Annotated in this window: 25 protein-coding genes; 12 read left to right on the top strand and 13 right to left on the bottom strand. The window is 64.9% G+C overall.

Features of this window, described 5'->3' with window-relative positions; translation table 11 throughout:
- Window positions 1-108: 108 nt before the first annotated feature.
- Both ACQR1F_RS03420 and ACQR1F_RS03415 read left to right on the top strand, forming a co-directional pair.
- Complete coding sequence (locus ACQR1F_RS03420; RefSeq protein ID WP_315803614.1) at window positions 109-771, top strand: YqcI/YcgG family protein; 663 nt, start codon at window positions 109-111, stop codon at window positions 769-771.
- Window positions 768-1,094: a cupin domain-containing protein gene (locus ACQR1F_RS03415; RefSeq protein ID WP_315803615.1), complete on the top strand. Its 327-nt coding sequence runs from the start codon at window positions 768-770 to the stop codon at window positions 1,092-1,094. Before ACQR1F_RS03420 ends, ACQR1F_RS03415 begins: the two co-directional genes overlap by 4 nt.
- Before the next feature lie 2 nt (window positions 1,095-1,096).
- Here ACQR1F_RS03415 and ACQR1F_RS03410 read toward each other — a convergent pair whose 3' ends face one another.
- Entirely contained in the window at window positions 1,097-1,285 is a 189-nt protein-coding gene (locus tag ACQR1F_RS03410) for a hypothetical protein (RefSeq protein ID WP_315712988.1), read from the bottom strand.
- Between ACQR1F_RS03410 and ACQR1F_RS03405 the strand changes: the two genes are divergently transcribed.
- Both ACQR1F_RS03405 and ACQR1F_RS03400 read left to right on the top strand, forming a co-directional pair.
- Window positions 1,266-1,496 carry a hypothetical protein gene (locus ACQR1F_RS03405; RefSeq protein ID WP_315803616.1) on the top strand — a complete coding sequence of 77 codons (231 nt, stop codon included), beginning with the start codon at window positions 1,266-1,268 and terminating at the stop codon, window positions 1,494-1,496. The two genes, ACQR1F_RS03410 and ACQR1F_RS03405, sit on opposite strands and share 20 nt — an antisense overlap.
- A gap of 223 nt (window positions 1,497-1,719) precedes the next feature.
- Window positions 1,720-1,953: a DUF6894 family protein gene (locus ACQR1F_RS03400; RefSeq protein WP_315712992.1), complete on the top strand. Its 234-nt coding sequence runs from the start codon at window positions 1,720-1,722 to the stop codon at window positions 1,951-1,953.
- Window positions 1,954-2,175: 222 nt separating this feature from the next.
- Here ACQR1F_RS03400 and ACQR1F_RS03395 read toward each other — a convergent pair whose 3' ends face one another.
- Window positions 2,176-3,231, bottom strand: a complete 1,056-nt coding sequence (locus ACQR1F_RS03395; protein WP_315803617.1) for a hypothetical protein — start codon at window positions 3,229-3,231, stop codon at window positions 2,176-2,178.
- Window positions 3,232-3,465: 234 nt separating this feature from the next.
- Between ACQR1F_RS03395 and bamA the strand changes: the two genes are divergently transcribed.
- Entirely contained in the window at window positions 3,466-5,787 is a 2,322-nt protein-coding gene (bamA, locus tag ACQR1F_RS03390) for an outer membrane protein assembly factor BamA (protein ID WP_434912564.1), read from the top strand.
- A 36-nt stretch (window positions 5,788-5,823) separates the two neighbouring features.
- Here the strand turns inward: bamA and ACQR1F_RS03385 are convergent, their stop codons facing one another.
- Window positions 5,824-6,252: a hypothetical protein gene (locus tag ACQR1F_RS03385; RefSeq protein ID WP_315803619.1), complete on the bottom strand. Its 429-nt coding sequence runs from the start codon at window positions 6,250-6,252 to the stop codon at window positions 5,824-5,826.
- Window positions 6,253-6,500: 248 nt separating this feature from the next.
- Here ACQR1F_RS03385 and ACQR1F_RS03380 point away from each other — a divergent pair, with 248 nt between their 5' ends.
- Window positions 6,501-6,857, top strand: a complete 357-nt coding sequence (locus ACQR1F_RS03380; protein ID WP_316180018.1) for a hypothetical protein — start codon at window positions 6,501-6,503, stop codon at window positions 6,855-6,857.
- Window positions 6,858-6,922: 65 nt separating this feature from the next.
- Here the strand turns inward: ACQR1F_RS03380 and ACQR1F_RS03375 are convergent, their stop codons facing one another.
- Together ACQR1F_RS03375 and ACQR1F_RS03370 are read right to left on the bottom strand one after the other, a co-directional pair.
- Window positions 6,923-7,522: a DUF6456 domain-containing protein gene (locus ACQR1F_RS03375; RefSeq protein ID WP_434912523.1), complete on the bottom strand. Its 600-nt coding sequence runs from the start codon at window positions 7,520-7,522 to the stop codon at window positions 6,923-6,925.
- Window positions 7,523-7,574: 52 nt separating this feature from the next.
- Complete coding sequence (locus ACQR1F_RS03370) at window positions 7,575-8,105, bottom strand: GcrA family cell cycle regulator (RefSeq protein WP_316216967.1); 531 nt, start codon at window positions 8,103-8,105, stop codon at window positions 7,575-7,577.
- Between the two features lie 150 nt (window positions 8,106-8,255).
- Between ACQR1F_RS03370 and ACQR1F_RS03365 the strand changes: the two genes are divergently transcribed.
- The 3 genes from ACQR1F_RS03365 to ACQR1F_RS03355 all read left to right on the top strand — a co-directional run bounded on the left by ACQR1F_RS03365 (window position 8,256) and on the right by ACQR1F_RS03355 (window position 11,342).
- Window positions 8,256-8,873 (top strand): LexA family transcriptional regulator, encoded by a 618-nt coding sequence (locus ACQR1F_RS03365; RefSeq protein ID WP_315713004.1) that lies wholly within the window; start codon window positions 8,256-8,258, stop codon window positions 8,871-8,873.
- A gap of 1,110 nt (window positions 8,874-9,983) precedes the next feature.
- Complete coding sequence (locus tag ACQR1F_RS03360) at window positions 9,984-10,850, top strand: hypothetical protein (protein ID WP_316180016.1); 867 nt, start codon at window positions 9,984-9,986, stop codon at window positions 10,848-10,850.
- A gap of 216 nt (window positions 10,851-11,066) precedes the next feature.
- Entirely contained in the window at window positions 11,067-11,342 is a 276-nt protein-coding gene (locus ACQR1F_RS03355; RefSeq protein WP_316238945.1) for a hypothetical protein, read from the top strand.
- A 15-nt stretch (window positions 11,343-11,357) separates the two neighbouring features.
- On the opposite strand, the gene ACQR1F_RS03350 is transcribed toward ACQR1F_RS03355, so the two are convergent.
- Window positions 11,358-12,332, bottom strand: coding sequence for a quinone oxidoreductase family protein (locus tag ACQR1F_RS03350; protein ID WP_315803625.1), 975 nt, complete (start codon window positions 12,330-12,332; stop codon window positions 11,358-11,360).
- Window positions 12,333-12,546: 214 nt separating this feature from the next.
- Between ACQR1F_RS03350 and ACQR1F_RS03345 the strand changes: the two genes are divergently transcribed.
- From ACQR1F_RS03345 to ACQR1F_RS03335, 3 genes are all read left to right on the top strand, one after another.
- Entirely contained in the window at window positions 12,547-12,807 is a 261-nt protein-coding gene (locus ACQR1F_RS03345) for a hypothetical protein (protein ID WP_434912522.1), read from the top strand.
- A 194-nt stretch (window positions 12,808-13,001) separates the two neighbouring features.
- Entirely contained in the window at window positions 13,002-13,325 is a 324-nt protein-coding gene (locus tag ACQR1F_RS03340; RefSeq protein WP_434912521.1) for a DMT family transporter, read from the top strand.
- A 1,292-nt stretch (window positions 13,326-14,617) separates the two neighbouring features.
- Window positions 14,618-14,839: a hypothetical protein gene (locus ACQR1F_RS03335; protein WP_316180012.1), complete on the top strand. Its 222-nt coding sequence runs from the start codon at window positions 14,618-14,620 to the stop codon at window positions 14,837-14,839.
- Between the two features lie 44 nt (window positions 14,840-14,883).
- Here the strand turns inward: ACQR1F_RS03335 and ACQR1F_RS03330 are convergent, their stop codons facing one another.
- From ACQR1F_RS03330 to ACQR1F_RS03300, 7 genes are read right to left on the bottom strand one after another with little or no spacing between them, the layout of a single operon-like run.
- Entirely contained in the window at window positions 14,884-15,495 is a 612-nt protein-coding gene (locus tag ACQR1F_RS03330) for a pyridoxamine 5'-phosphate oxidase family protein (protein ID WP_434912520.1), read from the bottom strand.
- The gene (gene phnN / locus ACQR1F_RS03325) at window positions 15,473-16,114 is read right to left on the bottom strand and encodes a phosphonate metabolism protein/1,5-bisphosphokinase (PRPP-forming) PhnN (RefSeq protein ID WP_316216971.1); all 642 of its coding nucleotides are present in this window, start codon (window positions 16,112-16,114) and stop codon (window positions 15,473-15,475) included. Before phnN ends, ACQR1F_RS03330 begins: the two co-directional genes overlap by 23 nt.
- The gene (locus ACQR1F_RS03320) at window positions 16,111-17,268 is read right to left on the bottom strand and encodes an alpha-D-ribose 1-methylphosphonate 5-triphosphate diphosphatase (protein WP_434912519.1); all 1,158 of its coding nucleotides are present in this window, start codon (window positions 17,266-17,268) and stop codon (window positions 16,111-16,113) included. Before ACQR1F_RS03320 ends, phnN begins: the two co-directional genes overlap by 4 nt.
- 15 nt (window positions 17,269-17,283) lie before the next feature.
- Window positions 17,284-17,982, bottom strand: a complete 699-nt coding sequence (phnL, locus tag ACQR1F_RS03315) for a phosphonate C-P lyase system protein PhnL (protein ID WP_434912518.1) — start codon at window positions 17,980-17,982, stop codon at window positions 17,284-17,286.
- A gap of 17 nt (window positions 17,983-17,999) precedes the next feature.
- Window positions 18,000-18,794: a phosphonate C-P lyase system protein PhnK gene (gene phnK, locus ACQR1F_RS03310; RefSeq protein ID WP_316216973.1), complete on the bottom strand. Its 795-nt coding sequence runs from the start codon at window positions 18,792-18,794 to the stop codon at window positions 18,000-18,002.
- On the bottom strand, window positions 18,787-19,671 hold the full coding sequence (locus ACQR1F_RS03305; protein WP_434837745.1) for an alpha-D-ribose 1-methylphosphonate 5-phosphate C-P-lyase PhnJ: 885 nt from the start codon (window positions 19,669-19,671) through the stop codon (window positions 18,787-18,789). The genes phnK and ACQR1F_RS03305 overlap by 8 nt, the downstream gene beginning before the upstream one ends.
- Window positions 19,668-20,771, bottom strand: a complete 1,104-nt coding sequence (locus tag ACQR1F_RS03300) for a carbon-phosphorus lyase complex subunit PhnI (protein ID WP_316180001.1) — start codon at window positions 20,769-20,771, stop codon at window positions 19,668-19,670. Before ACQR1F_RS03300 ends, ACQR1F_RS03305 begins: the two co-directional genes overlap by 4 nt.
- Between the last annotated feature and the right edge of the window lie 2 nt (window positions 20,772-20,773).

The following is a 20,773-nucleotide window of genomic DNA, read 5'->3' as shown; positions in this document are numbered from 1 at the left end:
ACAGAGAGGGTCAGTATGTCGCGTTTGTATTTGAGAAGGGACGAAGTCCGATCCGGCCATCAGGCCGGAAGCTGGCAGAGCGTCCTGTTTTCGGAATTCGAGGCTCAGATGAGCAGCGAAGCAAGACCCTTTCCGTGCGTATACGGCGTCGCGGGCTATCGTCACGATCAGCTTCGCTATCTGTTTCTCGACCCCATCGACATCGATGTGCTCGGCCAGCAGCTCGCCTTGTTCGTCTCCGAGAGCCGCTCGCACGGGCCCAACACCTCGCTGGTCCTGTTCACCCGCCCGCGCCCGGTTCAGACCATCGACTCCTACTACAAGAAGTTCTGGAAGATCCTCGATCAGTTGGCCCGCGTCGACAGCCAGCCGTGGCCGGCCGAAATTCCCGAGACCGTCGATCATCCGATGTGGGAGTTCTCGTTTGCCGGAGAGCCGATCTTCGTGGTCTGCAGCACACCCGCGCATGTGATGCGGCAAAGCCGTCGCTCGAGCGCATTCATGCTGACCTTCCAACCGCGCTGGGTGTTCGAACGGATGCTCGGCACCGATGAGGCCGCCGCCAAGGCCTTCGGCGAGGTGCGCAAACGGCTGGTCCCGTTCGACACGACGGCGCCGTCGCCCCAGCTCGGACGCTACGGCAATCCGGAGGGCCGGGAGTTCAAGCAGTATTTCCTCTACGACGACAACCAGCCGCCGCCGGCCTGTCCCTTCCACAAGCTGGCGCAGACCAAGCCATCGTCCATCGCAGACAAGGAGCAGGCCGCATGACCCAGATCATCGCTGGAACGAAGACCAGCTTTGCGATCGATCCCGACATCCTGGCGCTGTTGCCGACGCAGGGCTGCATCGAGCTGCAGCACGATGCGGCCGGCAAGGTTCACGCCTTTCATACCCACCCGGTCGACGAAATCCTCGTCGTGATCCGGGGACGGCTCACGTTTCGTTGGGAAGGCGGCGAGCGCATCTGCACGGCCGGCGACAAGATTCTGCTGCCGGCCGGGACGCTGCACGAATCGGAAGCGCTGGATGATGCAATCTACGCGATCGCGACGCGACCGCCCGCAACCATTGCATGCAATCGGGAGGGATGAGCTCAGGACAGAGGGCGATCGGTCTCCGAAAGGGACTCCGCGGTCAACCGCTCAACCATCTCGATCACCTCGATGCGCTGGCCCGGAGCCAGCTTCAGGAATGCCTTCAGCAGACGAAGGCTTTCCACGGCTTCGCTCGATGGGGCTCCGAGCTTCGTGTGCAGCTCCGCGATGAATGTTGAATTCTTCATCTCGCACCTTTGGCAGGAAACAGTAATGCCAGTCCTTAGCAAACGTGAAGGCCTTGCACGCAAGGTAGATACTGCAGCAATCGAGGCTGAAAGTCTTGGTCTGACGACTGCGACCCTGATCCTCAGGATGGCCCGCCTGGAAATCGACCGTGCGGAACCCGAAGAGGTTGAAAGTATGCCAGCGAACAACTCTTGCAGCAAGCCGAACTGACCGGTTGGTTGATTTCGGCGTCACAATTTGAGCCTTCTGGCAGTTTCTGGCTGACGATACCAGTGGAAACGGTCGTTTACCGAACGAGGCGGGGGGATTACGGAAGCGGTAAGCTTGTCCTCCACATTAGAGGTCTTCTATAGTTTGCTTGGGGGAAGAATGGGTTGCGGATCCTGTCCGGGATCCGTGCCCACTCCCGCGACACAGCGGCTGCAGGAAGACCATGCGCACTTATTATTTCGATATGAAGGATGGCATTCCGACCAGAGACCGGACCGGCCTGGAATTTGCGACGAGTGCAGGGGCGATCGAGCACAGCCGGGATTTGGCCCGGCGCCTCCGGCACGACCCGCGCATCACCGACCGCAGGCTGTCCATCGTCGTCGTCGACGAATCTGGCGCGGAGGTTCACCGCGAGCCGGTTTATCCGGCCGCAGTGAAAGCCAGCCTGTCCTGATTTTTTCATAGGCGTGCCAGCAGTGACTGCGCGCCGACTGCTTTTTCTACTTTTCGTAGAGGATACGAAAAGCCGAACAACTCTTGAGTGTGCACATCGGGCGCGCGATCGGGCCGCTTCGGCATCAAGAGCCCCCTGAGTGCCAGACGCCCCGCCGATCGACTCGACCGGCTCTCCCTTTCCTCGGCCTCCAACGCACGCCGCCGCTGCACCACCGAGGGCCTATTGCTGCTTCTCCCAGAACGAGAGCAGGCCCTGGGAGGCCGAACCGCCGATCACGCACGGGATGCCGACGGCGACCTGCCCCAGCGCTGCCGCCGAGACACAACCGAGCGCAAGGGCGCCGACGCCGAGCTGTCCCCAGAAATCCATGTTGCGCCGGGCATCCGAGCCCTTGGTCTTCAGCTCCTCGACGGCGGCGACGGCATCCTTGCGGACGGCGCCGAGCTGCACCGTATCGGCGGCCTCGACCACCTCCCTGAGCGGCTCCTTGACCGGTCCCGACTGCCGCGCCAGTTCCTCCCGGAGATAGTCGCGCAGGCTGGCATCGCGCACCGAGTAGCTGGCAAGCGTATAGCGCGCCATGCTGCCGATCGTCAGCTTGTCGACCGTGTCGCGGCTCTTCGACCAAGGCAGCATCTGGACGATACGCTGGATCGGTACGCGCGAGCCGGTTGCGAAGTAATAGCCCCAGAGGATGTCGAGCAGATCCTGGTGGGTCGCGTAGCTGAGCCGCGTGTCGAGCTTGCGTTCCTCCTTCTTGAACGGATTCTGCGTCAATGCGCCACGCAGCTTGTCCATCACGCCAGGCTTCGTTTCCTCCAATGGGATGTCCATCAAGGTCGGCTGTGCGCCGCTGAGATAGCCGTCGATCATCACGCGGCGGCCCGGCATCTTCGGCGCCACCCTGCGCATGAGATTGCGCCAGTCAGGCAGACCTGAATAAGCAATGGCTCGCACGACCACCCACTCCTCCTCGGGAGGCACGGGAAAGAAGCTGTTGACGAGTTGTTCGGCCTTGGCGGGATTGGAGCCGATCGCCCCCGCGATGAAGCCGAGATAAATGCCCGCGTTCTCCGGCTCCTTGAACGTCTGTGAATGGAATAGCACCCGGACCGCCGCCGGCACATGGGCGTAGTCGGGTTTGGTGCGATAGTTGTAGATCCAGTTCTGGACGACACCGAGCGACGCGCGTGGGTCGATCTCCGGGACGACCGCAGCAGCAAGAGCTGATTGAACGAAAGTGCAAGCGATGAGGGCCAAGGCGATCGCGCGCATGGTCTGCTCCCGACAAACGTTCGCCGCATCAGCATCTGCTGGCGCGTACGGATGAGGACGATGCTGCACGCCGTTTGAATCGACTCTGCGTCGAATCTGCGGCCGTGCTCGGTTCCCTGCCGGTCACCCTTCGCAGGCGTGATCGCAGACCGCCAAGTCTCCACGGCCTCGACATGATTTGGCCGTCCACCGGCTCTTGCATCTGGGCATGACGAGCAGGCAGATGCGTGCATGTTGACCGCCCGGAACAGCCGTCACCGCGGAGACAGCAGATCGCGACACGTCGCATTGATCGTTGCGACACTGTCGGTGCTGACGTCTGCGCCGCCGGCCGTAGCGGGCGAAGCCCTTGCAGTACAGGGCAATCGGCGCGTCGATGCCGACACCGTGCGATCCTATTTTCACGCTGACGTCAACGGGCGATACGACGCCGCCGCGCTCGACGCCGGCTTGAAGGCGCTGGTTGGGAGCGGACTGTTCGACGACGTGAAGATCAGCCGCGCCGATGGACGGACCGTGGTCCGCGTCTGGGAAGCAAAAGTGCTCGATCGCGTCGCCTTCGAAGGTAACAAGAAGGTGAAGGATGCGGAGCTCACGGGCGCGGTGCTATCAAAGCCGCGAGCCGGCCTCCAGCGCGCAACTGTCCAGGGCGACGTCGCCCGCATCATCCAGGCGTATCATCGTGCGGGACGCGACGACGTCCGCGTGGTCCCGGAGATCATCGATCGCGGCAACGACCGCGTCGATCTCGTCTTCACGATCACCGAAGGCAGGAAGACGCCGGTCAGGGCGATCAGCTTCACGGGCAACCGGGCCTACGGCGCACGGCAATTGCACGCGGTGATCAAGACCTCGGCCACCAACGTGCTGAGCTTCGTGACCGGCGGCAATGTCTACGACGCCGATCGCGTCAACGAGGACCGCGAACTGCTGCGGCAATACTATCGTAACCACGGCTACGCCGATGCCGAGGTCACGAACGTGAGCGTCGACTATGACGCGGCAAATGGCGGCTACAACCTCACCTTTGCGATCGAGGAAGGCGTCCTCTATAGGCTTGCGGTGGTCGACATCTCCTGTAACGTGCAGGGGCTGACGTGCGAGCGCCTGCGTCCGCTGGTGCTGGCGCAGCAGGGCGACACGTTCGACCAGAGCAAGATCGACAAGACCTCCGAGGTCCTGACGGCCGAGCTTGGCAAGCTCGGCCTTCCGTTTGCGCAGGTCGAGCCCAGGATCAATCGCCATGCGCAGGATCGGCTGGCCGACGTCACCTTCCAGATCGAGCAGGGACGGCGCAGTTATGTCGAGCGCATCGAGATCCACGGCAACACGCGCACGCATGACGACGTGATTCGACGCGAGTTCGACGTCAGCGAGGGCGACGCCTACAACAGGACGTTGATCGACCGCGCCGAACGTCGCCTGCGCAACCTCAACTACTTCAAGACCGTCAAGATCTCGACGCGGCCTGGCTCGGCCAGCGATCGCGTGGTGCTGGACGTCGAGGCCATCGATCAGGCGACCGGCGACTTCAACGTCTCGGGCGGCTATTCGTCCACGGACGGATTGCTCGCCGAGGTCAAGATCGGTGACCGCAACGTGCTCGGCACCGGCAACACTGCGCAGGCCACTTTCACCTACGGCCAGTTCGCGCGAGGCGCCAGCCTGTCGTTCACCTCGCCCTACGCCCTCGGTCGAACGACACCTGGCATGGAGCTGTTCGCGCGACAGAGCATGGTCAGCACGTTCCAATCGTTCGGCAGCAACACCTATGGCGGCGCCCTCACCCTGGGCATGCCGGTCAGCGAGCAGACGGCCATGCTGTGGCGCTATTCGCTCTATGACCAGAGGGTGGTGCTCGCACCGGGGATCTCGCCAGCGGCGGTGTCCCTGCCGGTTCGCCAAGCGGTCGCAGCCGGGCGGCAGACGGTGTCCTCGCTCGGCAATACCGTCACCTACAGCACCCTCGACAACAACAAGGTGCCGACCAGCGGCATCCGCTCACAGTTGACGCAGGATCTCGCCGGCCTCGGAGGCGACGTTCGCTTCTTACGGACCACAGGCGACGTCCGCTATTATCGATCGATCAACAGCGACCTGACCGGCATGGTGCGCGCGCAGGGCGGCTATATCACCGGATGGGGCGGCCAGCAGGCGCCGCTGCTCAACAGCTTCTTCGGCGGTCCTACCATGGTGCGCGGCTTCGCGCCGGGCGGCTTCGGACCGCGCGATCTGACGCCGGGATCGACGATGGACAATGTGGGCGGCAGCCTGTTCTGGGCGACAACGGCGGAGCTGCAGGGCAACATTCCCGGATTGCCGCAGGAATACGGCCTGCGTGCATCGGCCTTCGTCGACGCCGGGACCGTGTTCGGCTATCGCGGCCCGACCCAGAATGTCCAGGTGGCGAACAGGAACGTGCTGCGGTCCTCGGTCGGCGTCGGCATGACCTGGGCATCACCGTTCGGACCGCTTACCGTCGACTACGCGGTCCCGATCAGCAAGGCGGCGTATGATGTCGTGCAGCCGCTCCGTTTCAGCGCCGGTGGCTTCTGAGCCAACGCCGCAACGTCGACGGAGCGCCGCGTCACCTCAGTACGGATAATAGTAACCGCGCGGGCCGTAATACGGGTGACCGTAATACGGGCGAACATAGTAGGGCCGCGGTGCGTAGTACACCCGCGGCGGCCCGTAATAGCCGGGGCCGGGATAATAGCCGGGCCCATAGTAATAATAGTCGTCGTTCTGATGCGCGGCGATTGCGCCGAAGGTGCCGATCATTGCACCCATGATGGCCAAGCCGGCGGCTGGATTGCCCCTGTAGACGCGGCGGTAGCGCCGGCGAGCGCTGAGATCGGTCAAATCGCCGGCTGTCGCCGTCGCGACCGCCGGCTTGTTGGCCGGACCCGCCACCCGCGCATGGGCCGGCGCCGGCGCGCTTGCCACCACGGCGATGGCCGCGACGGCCGCAATCGCGATTTTTCCACCGGCCGAAGGAGATCGATATTTCCCGCTGAACATGGCATCACCCTTCACTTCACTCGTTCCCGAATACAACATGGCCGGGCGTGCAGCTTGACCTGTGTCAACTCAGGACGAACCAGCCGTCCGGCGGCACGTACGCATCCCGCAATCGTGCTTAGACGCGACGTCACGCCCCCTGGTTCAGCCCACCGCCGCATCGATTTCTGCGAACCGATGGCCGCCCGTCGGGAACCAATGGCTGCACACCGACGCCGTCCATCATGCCGTCGGCAACAGGAGTCCTCATGCCTTCCAGACTGACACGCCCATTCTTCAGCGCCGTCGCCACGCTGGCGCTCACCGCTTCGATGGCGAGCGCCGGCGACAGCGCGACCTCGCTGTTCAAGGTGGTGACCGTCAAGGATGAGATCGTCATCGGTCTCAATAGCGAAGAGCTGGCTACGATCGGCGGGAACGATGCCAGCGCCGTTGCGCGCGCATTGGCGCAGAAAGGCGACCTCGCAGCCTGGCAGTACAACGTTCATCGCGGCCCGAACGGCGAGCTGCAGATGGCACCTTCGGCCAAGATTGCTCTGCTGTCGCATGCCTCGCTGCGCGTCGAGCCCTACAGCACCACTTATGTCGTGGCGCCCCATCCCTGAACGAAACGATTGTCCGACCGGCGCTCGTACCGTCGACGACGGAACGAGGCCGGTCGGGCCAGCCGTTAGCTCTCGCCCCGATGGCCCGATTGCACGGCCCCATCGCATGTCCTGGGGACCCTGTCGGTGGAAAACCCGTAGACCACGGCCAGCCGGTCCAGGCACTCCTTGAAGCGGCGGGCGAAATAGTCGTTCCAGCGCTGGCTGGCGAGCCCCCGCTTGTGTCCGACCTGCTCCATGGTCAGGCCGTGCACCAGGATGTCATGGGTAATCGCCGCGCCGTCGGCGCCGAGCTCGCGCTCGGCGCGGTTGAGCCGCAGCACCGCCCGCCTCTGGCCTTCGGTGACCGGCTCGCGCCCGCGGGCGCCGTCAACGTGCTCGCGCGAGGGATCGATCGCCTGCGGGCCTCGCTCGGCCCGCTCCCAATCGTTCTGGAACGCCCGTCCGGCCCGGTATTGGGCGTCATCGAGCTGCTTGTGCGCGTGCAGCCGGCCGAGCGGGTCGCTGCGGACCGATCGCAACGCGACGATCTTTTCGCCGGGCTCAAGCGCCAGCGGGTCGTCGATCTCTACGGGAATCACGTCTGCATTTCGCGGCAGGTCGTGAGCTCTGCGGTCGTGGGTCTTGGACATGCGATGGGGCTTGCTGCGTCGGGGGCGCGCCATGTCTCGTCTCCGGAAAATGAATGGGGTCGGTTCGGGTCGGGCTTGCCGCGCTCTACGCGGCCGCGACCAGCCGCAGGATCAAACGGCCGGCGGGACGCGAAGCGGTTTCCTCGGGCGGAAGCCGCGTGAGATGGTAATGCGGCGTGCAGTAGCAGGAGCCGGGCTGGCGCGGATGACCGCAAAAAGTGATGGGATCGTCGTCCCGGTCGCCGCCATAGGGGTAGCGGCAATCGTTGCGCTCGAGCTGGTCGAGGGACAGCAGGCGCGGGCTGATGCCGACGCAACGCAGCTTGACGGCCGCCGCGGGTTTCGCCGCGGATGGCATCGGCCGGGCCGCCGCGTCCGGGCTCCGCCGTCCGGTTCGGGACGCCGCGGACATCGGCCGGGGCGTGGATCGCGCGGCTTTCGGCCCGCCCGGCGCGGCCAGCCCGATCCGCTTGCCGCGGCCAAGCGTCGCGTTCCGGGTATAGGCGGTTCCGAACTGCGCATTGAGCGCGCGCGCGATCTCGGCATAGGACCGCCCCTGGGCATGAAGCTCGCACAGCATCTTGGAATGCTGGTCTGGCCAATCTGTGGATTGCATTCTCGCCTCTTCCTTCTGGGTCGGGGCCGCCGGACCCGCCGGCTCACCCGACGGCCAAATCTTCCGATATTCCGAAGAAAAAGTCAAGCTTGAGTTCTGATTATTCGAAACATATAATGTCTTCCGAGATTCGCAAAAGAGGTCAAAGCCATGTTGGACGTTGCCATGATCGAGCGTGCACTCGAGAAGCCAGGAAAGACGAAAGGAGGGTTGGCCCGCGCCATGGGCGTGCGGCCGGGCGCGGTCTCCGAGATCCTCGGCGGCCAGCGCCTGATCAAGGCGGCCGAGATTCCGCTCATTACGGAGTATCTCGAGCTCAATTCCGTCCCCATCATGGGCCGGGTCGGCGCCGGCTCGGTGATCGAGCCCGATTACGAGCAGGTGCCCGTCGAGGGCCTCGGCGAGGTCGCCCTGCCCTTCCCGATCTCCGAGGAGACCATCGCCTTCGAGGTAACGGGCGATTCGATGCTGCCGAAATACGAGAACGGCGATGTGATCGTGGTCTACCGCGAGCAGCGCCACCCGCTGTCGAGCTTCTACGGCGAGGAGGCGGTGGTGCGCCTCAAGTCCGGCGAGCGTTACCTGAAGACGATCGAACGGGGCAAATCGCCGTCCGTGGTCAATCTGAAGAGCTTCAACGCCAAGCCGATCGTCGGGGTCAAGCTGGACTGGATCGGCGAGATCTTCGTCACCCTGCCGCGCGGCCAGATCTCGCGGATCCGCGCCAAGGCGGCCGCCAAGTCGCGCGCCCGCGCGGCAAACAAGTAAGCCTCGAGGCCGGATGCGGGGGACGCCGAGGCGCTCCCCCTGCATCCCCTCCCTCCAGGGGAGGGTGGGCACCGCGCCTGTGGCGCCGTCGTGATCAACAATTCTGAGCGACATATGGGGATGTGCGTCCATAGCCTCGCGGCGCCCCAGGCGTCCGAGTGATGCATCGATTTCACCCTCTTCAAACGAGAGGGTGCAGGGAAGGCCGGACCTCGACTGAGGCCCGTGGCCCGCCTGCTCAAAAAATGCAGGCGGCAGGTACCACAGGTCCAGCCGGAACGATCCGGCCCTCCCTGCGCGATGGTTTTCACGGCTGCTTCGCGTTCTCCCCGGTGCGCCGGGCTGTCTGGTCACCGTCACCCGCGCCGCGCCATTGGCGCCAGCGCAGGCTTGATACTGGCATCGGAGTATCAGGACCACGCGACTTGACCGTGCGGGCCGATGTTGTTCGTCCGCGCGAATGACCACGCTGCAAACCGGCCCGCCCATCACTCCCCGCCTCCACGTGTCGTGACGACCGCGATACGCCCTCTCCATGAGGCGGGATGCGCCTAGACAATCACGAATTCTGAAAAAGAGAAAGAAGAATTTTTCGGCCCGGCGGGCCGGATCGGGGCAATGCGTTGAAGCCTCGCCCAAAACAAGCGTTTCCGCACACGTCGTCTGCAGGCGATCGAAGGCCATGAAACGGACCATCGTGCGGGCGCATCGCCCCTGATTCGCCCGACGGGCGTGACGCCTTGCCACCAGCCGCGCCTGGCGCCCGGATCAGTCCTCGACCCGCAGCTCCTCGCCATCTCTCGCGGAAGGCAGCCCAATTCGAAAGCGCCTGAACGCTGCAATCCTCGATACGACGCAGAGCGACTGGTGGGACAGGCTGGTCTTGCGCTATCTCGGCTCCAAGCGGTGGCCCGCCCCGACGATACACGCGCCCGCCAGCGAGCCGGACCTGCTGCGCCGTCGCGTCATCGCCGATGTCCGGCCGAGGTCGACGACGTCGCGCAAGCGGATTGATCCCGATCAAGGACCAGGCGCCGCGCCGGAGCAAACTCACCATCAACCTGTGGCTGCACAGGCAGGACATGGGGAAACGCCATCATGGGAAACGCCATGCGGAGATATCTTCTTGCCTTTAGCTTGGTGATCGCCGCACTCGGCTTCACGTCGTCGGCGCGTGCGGGATGCTGGCCGAACGAAAACTTCCACCTCGTGTGCTGGCTGGATACCTATGGAACGGCGTGCGAAGCGCACCACGCGCTGACCAGCGTCAGAGCCGTGCTGTATCCGGAGCCGCGCTACTCGTACTATGAATTCGAGGTTTCGCACTGGTGGACGGCCCACAAGACCGTGGCCTGTCCGCCGAATCAAAAGACGACGTTCAGCGGTGTCTGGGACCGGGAAACCGGAAAGGCGGAGGAAACGGCGACCACCGGCATTTCGTCGGTGACGAGGCGAGTCTACTGCAGCAACAATCCCTGGACGGGCCAGGGGCCGCCAACGGTGCCGATCTGCTCATATCCGGCCGATGATCCGAACGTGGGACTGCCCGTCACCTCGGCGATGCTCACGCAAAGCCAGCGAGACGATCTGCTTCGCGTTCAGGAGCCGTTGCATACCCGTTGCCAGCAGATCAAGCCGCTCGAGGACGAGGTGTCGTGGCTGAACGGCCGCCCCATCGTCGAGGTGGTCGCGTCCCACCATGAATATCAGAAGCTCGAATGGCATCTGTGGTTCATGGACTTCGGCGAGTTCGGACCATGGCATGAGGTCGCGGCACCGAAGCCGAAGGGCCCCTTGATCTGGAAGGGCACGACCTATACCGAGCGCCGCATTGCGACATCGAGGCACAGATATTGGCTGAACAAGCCCGGCCGCTGGAAGGTGGTTGCGAAGCCGAAGCCGACCGCGGCGGCGGCGCAGGCGATCCCGATCAGCGTGACCACCGAATGTCCCGGCGCGACGTTCAACGTGCAGTAACGGGCGATGACGCGGTCTTCATGGCGTGCGGGAACATGCTTCCGGACGCCACGCTACATCGCCTGGACTATTTCCGCGGCTGATGCCGGTTTGGTGATGGCCGCGCAGGCTGGGATGGAGTCGGTGAGGCGAGGTTGGACCGAATCATCCTTGACAAAATTCTGATTTAAAGAAATAATGGAGCATCACAGTCAGCCGAAGGCGAACCGGCGCTCCATGCAGTATTTCGTCGTGATGATCGACTACGGCCGGCGCGGACGCGAGGCCGTGGTCGATCCTGAGATGACCCGGCGCGACGTCGTGGCGCGCATCGCGTCGGGCGAATATTCGAACGTCAGCTTCATCCACGAGATCGTCGACCGATCGGTTGCCGACGTCACCGCCGACATCATGTCCGAAGCCGCCCTGCCCGAGATCGATGGGCGGGACGCCGACCTGCAGGCCGTCCGGTTCGATCACCTCCACGACCTGCGCAAGCACGAGCAGGTTTGATCCGGCTGCGCCAGATCAGACCAGAAAGACGGTCGAACCGGTCGTCTTGCGTGCCGCGAGATCGGCGTGGGCCCGGGCCGCCTCCTTGAGCGGATAGGTCTGGTTGACCTCGATCTTCACCGCGCCCGATTTGACCACGTCGAACAGCTCGTTGGCCATCGCGACCAGGCTCTCGCGCCTGGCGGCGTAGGTGAACAGCGTCGGCCGGGTCACGAACAGCGATCCCTTCTGGGCGAGCAGCCCGAGATTGAGCGGATCGACCGTGCCGGAGGACTGGCCGAACAGCACGGCGTAGCCGAGCGGCGCGAGGCAATCGAGCGACTTGAGGAACGTGTCCTTGCCGACGGAATCATAGACCACCGGCACCTTCTTGCCGCCGGTGATCTCGCCGACGCGTGCGACGAAGTCCTCCCGCGTATAGATGATGGTGTGCTCGCAGCCGTGGGCCTTGGCGAGTTGCGCCTTGTCGTCGCTGGATACGGTGCCGATGACGTGAACGCCGAGATGCTTGGCCCATTGGCTGAGGATGAGGCCCACGCCGCCGGCCGCGGCATGCAGCAGGATGGTTTCGCCCGCCTTCACGCGGTAGGTCTGCCGGATCAGGTACTGGGCGGTCAGGCCCTTGAGCATCATCGCGGCGGCGGTCTTGTCGTCGATCTCGTCGGGCAGCTTCAACAGCAGCGCGGCCGGCATCAGCCGCGCCTCGGAATAGGCGCCGAGCGGGGACGAGCCGTAGGCGACGCGGTCACCCACCTTCAGGTCCGTCACCCCTTCGCCCAGTTCCTCGATCACACCGGCGCCCTCGCTGCCCAGCCCGCTCGGAAGCTGGACCGGATAGAGCCCGGAGCGATTGTAGATGTCGATGAAGTTGAGCCCGACCGCCGTGTGGCGAATGCGCGCCTCGCCGGGGCCGGGCTTGCCGACCTCGATCTGCTCCCAGGCGAGAACCTCGGGACCGCCGGTCTTGTGGAAACGAATGGCGTTCGTCATGGGTTGTCATCCTCCCTGTTCGGATTGCGCGACGCCGCGCCGCCCGGTCGCGCGCCGGCCCCTTGCGGGCCGTTCGAGCCTGTGCTTCTCCGCGACCGAACCTCGGTCTTCCGTAGCCGCAGTCGGCTGGGTTTGGCAATCGGCTTTGCCAGCCGGCACAGGAACAACGATCACCGTTCCAGCGTTCATCGGCCATAGCGTGGAGTCCGAGCCCATGCCGCCCAAGCGACGCAGCGCAGTAGTCAATCCGGCCATCCTGATCGAGCTGGCCTGCCACACCTTGATGGGCATCGCCATGGGGCTCGGCTTCGCCTTCGGGCTGACCCAACTGGATGCGTTCGGCATCGCGACCCTGATCGCCCACAGTGTCGATCCGCACGTGACGTTCGTGATCTTCGTCGGTGTGTTGACGCTGTCATTTGCCGTCGGCGCGACGATGACGGGCTTCGTGTTCACGATGATGGAGGAGAGATAGAAAGCCGCGCGCCGATGGCTGCATGGGCGCCCGCAATGTCATCAGCGCGTCGCGCAAACCATGCAGATGGAGATCAGGTTCGACCGGCGCGGAGACGACCAGATGGCCGGACTGATCGGTGCAAGCGATCCGCGGCTTCGCGAAGCAGGCTTCGGAGCCGCGGGCGTTGTCGCGCGCTTGGACGCACGGCCGTCATGAACGGCTGGCTTGCTCTGTTTGCGGCTGGAATGCTCGAGATCATCTGGGCGCTCGGCCTGAAGCATTCCGACGGCTTGACACGCTTCTGGCCCAGCGTCGCGACCGTGACCGCGATCCTGCTCAGCTTCGTGATGATGTCGCTTGCGCTGCGCTCACTGCCGTTTGGCACCGCCTATGCGGTATGGACCGGGATCGGCGCGGCCGGGAGCATCCTCGCCGGCATGGTCCTCTACAGCGAGCCGGCGGATCCGACGCGACTGTTCTGCCTCACGCTGATCATCACCGGCATGATCGGGCTGAAGCTGAACTCGCCGATCTGACACCGTCGACGGCCTCCGGCAGGATCGTGACAGCTCGACGCTGCCGAAGACGATGAGGGCGATCACGAACGGCAGCAGGTGATAGAGCGCACGGAAGATCAGCAGCGCCGCGAGCAGCCGCTCCTGATCAACGCCGCCCAGACCCAGCAGGATCGTTGCATCGAACAGGCCGATGCCGGCCGGGGCATGGCTGGCGAATCCAAGCAAGGTCGCGGCGATGAAGACCGCCATCAGCCGCGCGAGGTCGATGCCGAGCTCGGCCGGCATGAGCACATACATTGCCAGCGCCGCGGTGCTGAGCTCGAACAGCCCGACCGCGATCTGCAGCAGCACGGCAGGCCCGGACGGCAGCCGCACCGGCCATCGTCTGCTTCGCCGCCCCGGCCAGCTCCACACCACGAAGGCGGTGACGGCGCAGAGCAGCGCGGCCGCAACGACCCGGTTGAGCGCCGGCGGCCAATACTCCACCCAGCCGAAGGCGTCCGGATCGATCATCAAGCTCAGGCCGAGGGCGGTGAGATTGCCGAGCCAGAAGGTAAGCCCGGTCAGGAAGCTGATATTGGCGATGTCGATCGCCCCGAGCCGGTACGGCGCGTAGATCCGGTATCGAACCAGCGGCGAGATCAACGCGACCGCGCCGATGCCGTGCGCGATCGGATAGCTCGTGAAGCTGCCAAGCGCGGCCGCGCGATAGGGAATGTCGCGGCGGCCGATCGTCCGCAATGCGAACAGGTCGTAGAGCGTGAGGCTGGCGTAGGAGAGGAGGACGAATGCCAGAGCCGCCGCGATCAGATGACGGTCGGTGGCCTCGACGATCGACAGGACATGGGCAAAGTCGAGCTTCTTGACGGCGCGTGTGAGAACGTACACCGCCACAGCCGCGATCGACAGGCTCAAGGCCAGTCCGCCCAGGCTGCGCCACCAGATTCTGCGGTTCGACGGTAGCGGCGGAACGTCGATCAGGTCAGCCATTCAACGTGTTTTCGCTTCAAGCCTGCGCCGGCCGATTCGAGCAGGACGATGGCGCCGTGTGACACACCGATGTGACAGCGGCGTTACCATTGTGCGCTGCCCCCATGCCTTAACTATTTGTTAACGACGGACGATCGTTCACCGCTACCAACACGGCGAGCTGCAATGCAGCACCACATTTGCGATCATTCAAATTTGAATTAATCGCGGACGGGTTCGAGCGTAATGACGTGGACCGTATCAGTACGGATGCATGAAGGTCGCATCTTCGTCACGCGGGCTTTCTAAGACGGGTGCGGGACGCCAACATTCGAGGCAGCATGAACGCGGAATTCGAACACGAGCTCACGCCGGACCAATGGGAGACGCTGAAGGCGCTTCGCATTCCCGCGCGTGAACGCCGCAGGCTGAACGGCATGATTGTCGACGAGCTCACCGCATTTGGACTCGTCTCTATGGACAATGGCGCGGCGACACTCACGATGGCCGGCCGCAAGGTGCTCGTCAGGGGATCCTCACGCCTGCTCGATGTCGCAGCCTGATGTTTCGGAGCGCGGCCCGCCCTTCGAAGCGCCGCGCGCCGAACTCACCACATGGATTTCCGCGCGCGCTCGGGCCACTCGCGATCGTACGCCGCGCCGTCGATGTCGTTGGCCGTCATCGCCGCGAGAATCTGCCCCGGCGTCGGCAGTTGCTGCGGATCGACACGCCTATCCGGGTTCCAGAGATCGGCACGAACGATCGCGCGGGCACATTGGAAGTAGATCTCTTCCACCGTCATGATGAGGACGGAGCGCGGCAGCTTGCCTTCCATCCGGAACGACTCCAACAGATCGGGGGCCGTCGACAGATGACCATGCCCGTTCACACGCAGCGTGTTGCCTGATCCCGGAATCAGGAACAGCAGAGCGATCCGCGGGTCGCGCACGATGTTGCGCAAGGAATCCACGCGATTGTTGCCGCGGCGGTCCGGCATCATCAGCGTCTTGTCGTCGTGGATGCGGATGAATCCGGGGAGATCGCCGCGCGGCGAGCAATCGAGACCTTCGGGACCACATGTCGCGAGCGCCACGAACGGCGACTGCTCGATCATGATCCGGTAGTGCGGCGTCACGCGATCGGCCACCTTCGCCGTCGAGGTCAGCCCCGTCTCGCCATAGATCGCCTCGAGCTGTTCAATCGTGGTGACGATCGACATGGCCGCTGCCTCCGTTTGATCCGATCGGTTCTGCGTCAATCGGCCGCTTGATGATGTCCGCCAGCCGGTGACCGTGCGGCTCGGGGTCTCCGACATTGACGATCGTGACATCCGCTACGGCGTCTTCGGTCACCGCGCGGTGGAGACGCTCGCCGATGTCGCCGTCACTCGGACGGTGCCGCTTGCCGAGCCGTTCGGCGAGAACATCCGCGGGCGCGGTGATGGCGACGACGATGACGTTGGCATAATCCCGGCGCGCGGCGGGAATGATCGTTCGCGAGACGTTCACGACGACGGTGCGGCCGGCCAGGATGTCATCCTTGATCGCGCGCGGCACGCCGTAGTCATGACCATGGGCCTCCCAATGCAGCGCGAACTCTCCAGCACTAAGCGCCTGACGAAAGGCGGACACGCTCATCTCGAGATTGTCCTCGAAGGCCGAGGCTTCGCGCGTGACGATCCGCCGCGGAAAGACGACCCGGTCATCGCCGGCGCATTCGCGACGCGCCACGTTGAGCAAGGTGTCCTTGCCCGCGCCGCTCGGCCCGACCACCAGGATCAGGCGTCCCGGACCAAGCTTCCCGGATGTCGTCGCTGACGCAGGCTCGATTCCGCTCATGCCACCCGCAATCCTTCCCGCCAGACGCTGCGCACGACCGACAACTGGCCCGCGACATGAACCCGGATCAGGTCCGCACGCTTGCCCACGGCGATCTCGCCGCGATCATGCAGGCCGACGGCGTCCGCAGGCGCCTTGGTGACGGTGCGGACGGCGGCGGCAAGATCAATGGACGGCACCCGCTGCGGCAATTGCAGCGCGCCCATCAGCAGACTCGACGGCACATAGTCCGACGACAGAATGTCGAGCAGGCCCTCGCGCGCGAGGTCCACGGCTGCGATATTGCCGGAGTGAGATCCGCCGCGCACGACGTTCGGCGCGCCCATCAGGATACTGATGCCCGCCTGGTGAAGGCCCCGCGCGGCCTCCATCGTGGTCGGAAACTCCGCGACCGCGATGCCGTCCTTGATTGCGTCGGCGACGTTCTCCTCCGTCGTGTCATCGTGGCTGGCCAGCGGCACGTCATGGGTCTTTGCCAGCGCAATGATGTCGCGCATGTTCGGCGCCGCGTAGGCCTGCTGATAGGCGAAGCGGCGCGCGAACATCACGTCGAGCTCGGCATCGGTCTTGCCGCCGCTCTTGCCGCGATAGTAGTCGCGCAGCTTGCCTTCGTCGCGAAACTGGCGCTGCCCGGGCGTATGATCCATCAGCGACATCAGCCGCACATCCGGACGCCCCGCCAGTTGCCGCGCCTCCTCGACCACGGTCGGCATCGGCACTTCGCAGCGCAGATGCAGGAAGTGATCGGACCGCAGCAGGCCGCCGTCGCGCGCCGTCGCGATCGCCTCCGCGAGCACATTGGCTTGACCGTCGACGCCCTCGGCGCCTTCCTCGCTCCACACGCGCAGCGAATCCAGCACCGTCGTGATGCCCGCGGTCGCAAGCTGCCCGTCATAGGAAATGACCGCAGCGACGGGGTTCCAATAGACCTTCGGGCGCGGCACGAAATGCGCTTCGAGGTGATCGGTATGCAGTTCGACCAGTCCGGGCATCAGCAGGTCGCCGCCGGCATCCAGGCTGCCGGCCGGCGCAGCCCCTTCGCCCAATTCCGCGATCCGGCCTCCGGCGATCGCCACCCAGCCCTGCTCGACGACGCGGTCGGCGAGGACCAGCCTGGCATTGCCTATCACGATATCGGACATGTTCGCGCTCATCTGCAATGTCTACCTCTATGCCGCCGCGGCGAATGTCGTGACGTCGACCGTGCGATCCGCAATCTGCGCGCGGATCTCGTCATCATGGACGATCGCGAGCATGGCCACTCCATCCTTCTTCTTTGCCGCGATCAGGTCGACCACGACCGCACGGTTGGCCGCGTCGAGCGACGCGGTTGGCTCGTCGAGCAGCAGCACCGGAAGGTCGGAGATGAAGCCGCGGGCGATATTGACCCGCTGCTGCTCGCCGCCCGAGAAGGTCGATGGCGGCAGCGACCACAGCCGCTCGGGAATGTTCAATCGCCGCAGCAGCGCGCCTGCCCGCACCCGGGCGTCTTCGCGCGGCACGCCGGCCGCGAGCAGCGGCTCGGCTACGACATCGAGTGCAGGGACCCGCGGCACCGCGCGCAGGAATTGGCTGACATAGCCGATGGTCTGCCGCCTCGCATTCAGGACCAGGCGCGGCTCGGCGCCGGCGAGATCGGTCATCGCGCCCACGTGCCGGACGCCGATGCGTCCGCCATCGCAGCGGTAATTGCCGAAGATCATCTTCAGGATCGACGACTTGCCAGCGCCCGACGGTCCCGACAACACGACGCATTCGCCGCACCTGACCTGGAACGACACGCCGCGCACCACGGGCAGCGAGATGCCGCCCTGCAGATGCATGGTGAAGGTCTTCTCTGCATTCTCGACATCGATCATCACGGTCATCGCATTGGGCTCTTGCATCATGGCGGCAGGATCGAGGACACGAGGAGCTGTGTGTACGGCTCGCGCGGATCGTCGAGCACCTGGTCGGTGAGGCCGGTCTCGATCACCCGCCCCTCCTTCATGACCATCACACGATGCGACAGCAGCCGCGCCACCGCGAGATCGTGGGTCACGACGATGGCCGCGAGGCCGAGCTCGTTGACGAGGCTGCGCATCAGATCGAGCAGGCGCGCCTGCACTGAGACGTCGAGGCCCCCGGTCGGCTCATCCATGAACACCAGCCGGGGCTCGGTCACCAGATTGCGCGCGATCTGCAGCCGCTGCCGCATGCCGCCGGAATAGGTCCGCGGCGCATCGTCGATGCGGGCGACATCGATCTCCACGCGATCGAGCCAGGACGAAGCCGTCTGCCTGATCCGGCCATAGTTGTTCCAGCCGACCGCCATCAGCCGCTCACCGACGTTGGCGCCGGCGGAGACCGCCATGCGCAGGCCCTGCGCCGGGTCCTGATGGACATAGCCCCAATCGGTTCGGAACAGAAAGCGGCGCTCCGCCTCGCCAAGCCCGGCAAGATCGCGCAGCACGCCGTCGCGCATGCGGTAGGACACGCGGCCCAACGTCGGCGCCATTTGCGCCGACAGCATCTGCAAGAGTGTCGATTTGCCCGAGCCGGACTCGCCGACGATGGCGAGCACCTCGCCGGGATAGAGCACGAAGGAGACATCGCGGCAGGCTGCCAGGCGGCCGTAGCTCTTCGCAAGCCCTTCCGCGACGAGCAGCGGCTGATCGGATGCGCTGATCATCTCAGCCATGGGCGCTCTCCTTGTGCGGGGGGACGCTCTGCGCGCCACAATGTCCGGATGCCTGGCGGCCCTCGCAATAGTCGGTGTCGGAGCAGACGAACATGCGGCTGCCCTTGTCGTCGGTCACGATCTCGTCCAGATAGGACTCCTCCGCGCCGCACAGCGCGCAGGGCGCGTCGAACTTGTAACGCGTGAACGGATGGTCCTCGAAATCCAGCGAGACGACCGACGTATACGGCGGAATGGCATAGATTCGCTTCTCGCGTCCCGCGCCGAACAATTGCAGCGCCGGGCAATTGTCCATCTTGGGATTGTCGAACTTCGGCGTCGGCGACGGATCCATCACGTAGCGCGCATTGACCTTGACCGGATAGGCGTAGGAGGTCGCGATGTGACCGAAGCGCGCGATGTCCTCATAGAGCTTGACGTGCATCAGGCCATACTCGGCCAGCGCATGCATGCGGCGGGTCTCGGTCTCGCGCGGCTCGAGAAAGCGCAGCGGCTCGGGGATCGGCACCTGATAGACCAGCACCTGCCCCTCGTGAAGCGGCGCCTCGGGAATGCGATGCCGGGTCTGGATGACGCTCGCCGCTTCCGTCGAGGTCGTGGTGGCGACACCCGCGGTCTTGGCGAAGAACTTGCGGATCGAGATCGCATTGGTCGTATCGTCCGAGCCCTGGTCGATGACCTTGAGCACGTCGCAGGGACCGAGAATGGCCGCAGTGACCTGCACGCCGCCGGTGCCCCAGCCATAGGGCATCGGCATCTCGCGGCTCGCGAACGGCACCTGATAGCCGGGAATCGCGATCGCCTTCAGGATGGCGCGGCGGATCATCCGCTTGGTCTGCTCGTCGAGATAGGCGAAGTTGTAGGTCGGTGCGTTCATTCCGCAGCTTCCTTCAATTCGGGAGCGGCATTGGCCTCGGCGAACTCCCGGCGCAGCTTGCGCAGCAGGCCGAGCTCGGACTGGAAGTCGACATAATGCGGCAGCTTCAGATGCTCGACGAACCCGGTCGCCTGCACATTGTCGGAGTGCGACATCACGAACTCCTCATCCTGCGCCGGTGCAACCATGTCCTCGCCGAGCTCGCGCGCCCGCAGGGCACGGTCGACCAGGGCCATCGACATCGTCTTGCGCTCGCTCTGCCCGAAGGCGAGGCCATAACCGCGGGTGAAGCACGGCGGCTCGGTCGCCGAGCCCTTGAACTGGTTCACCATCTGACATTCGGTCAGCTCGACCGATCCGAGCGGCACCGCGAAGCCGACCTCCTCGGCCACGAACTCGACCTCGACGTCCCCGAAGCGGATTTCGCCGGCGAAGGGATGGTTGCGGCCATAGCCGCGCTGGGTCGAGTAGCCGAGCGCGAGCAGAAAGCCCTCATCGCCACGGGCCAGGTTCTGCAGCCGCAGATCGCGGTCGGCGGGAAAGCTCAGGGGATCACGGGTGAGATCGCCGACCGGCGCGCCAACCTCGGCTTGCGGCGACGGCTCGATCAGTCCGTCCTGACCGAGAATATCGGTGACACGCGGCGTCGGCGCATTCGGCGCCTCGGCACGGGCCGGCAGCTCCGGCTCGACGCCGGCCGCCAACTGCGGATCGAGCAGCCGATGCGTATAGTCGAAGGTCGGCCCGAGCACCTGGCCGCCGGGAATGTCCTTGAAGGTCGACGAGACACGCCGCTGCACCCGCATTGCGCCGGTATCGACCGGCTCGCTCGCGCCGAAGCGCGGCAGCGTCGCGCGAAAGGCGCGCACCAGAAAGATCGCCTCGATCAGATCACCGCGCGCCTGCTTGATCGCCAGCGCCGCGAGCTCGCGATCGTACAGCGAGCCTTCGCTCATCACGCGATCGACGGCGAGCCCCAACTGCTCGGAGACCTGCGCCAGCGACAGCTCCGGCACATCGCGATCACCCCGGCGCTCATGCGCCAGCAGCCGGTGCGCGTTCTCGATGGCGCGCTCGCCACCCTTGACGGCAACATACATGC

Source organism: Bradyrhizobium sp. HKCCYLS3013 (assembly GCF_051167615.1).
Classification (GTDB): Bacteria; Pseudomonadota; Alphaproteobacteria; order Rhizobiales; family Xanthobacteraceae; genus Bradyrhizobium.
The sequence above is the reverse complement of the archived record's forward strand: the minus strand, read 5'-3'. Positions and strand labels throughout refer to the sequence as shown.